Source organism: Vibrio sp. 1078-1, from assembly GCF_033340475.1.
The window spans coordinates 1-599 of the sequence record NZ_JAWOWM010000580.1; the positions used below are offsets into that span (position 1 = coordinate 1).

Below are 599 nucleotides of genomic sequence, written 5' to 3' on the forward strand. Positions count from 1 at the left end.
AGCTATGCGTACACGCTGAGTAAAAGTGATGTGCTGCAGGACTATTTTATCAATCACGACAATCCCTACCGTGAGCGAGTGCTTTTTAGCCGCTTGGATGAAACCGCTGATGTCCTGAGTCATGGCTATAAAGGGGATGCGAGCATGGCGATCCTCGACGGCAAGCAAAATCTGCTTTATTACACCGAAAACCAATATTATGAATCGTCCGGCGTTGTTGACCCAAAGGTGCTGGAGTACATAGCAACCAGCTTCGCGGCTCGTGGTGAATACAGCCACACAGGGTTCATTTATAACTCCAGTGGCCAAAGCATCTTGTTGCGATACGAACTCATTGACAAACGAACGGGCGTACCGCCAGTTAGCTTCGATCCTAGCAACGTGTTTTTTGTTGTCGTGTCCGTATCTTTAGAAGTGTTTAACGACATCAAACACGACGTCGAATTTGATACTCATAGTGTGATTACGTTTGCCGATAAACCCATTTATCTAGACAACCCTCTTGCGCAAACCATTGAACTTCTGCCCCACTTTGATGCGGTGCTCTCTCCAGCGGAGTATCTGATGTGCAACAAAGTGGACAAAGTATGGCTAGAGCT

The 599-nt window shown here is 46.9% G+C and carries 1 pseudogene; it reads left to right on the forward strand.

Annotated elements, in window-relative coordinates:
* Window positions 1–599: pseudogene (locus tag R7190_RS28900) on the forward strand (diguanylate phosphodiesterase); the annotation flags it as partial.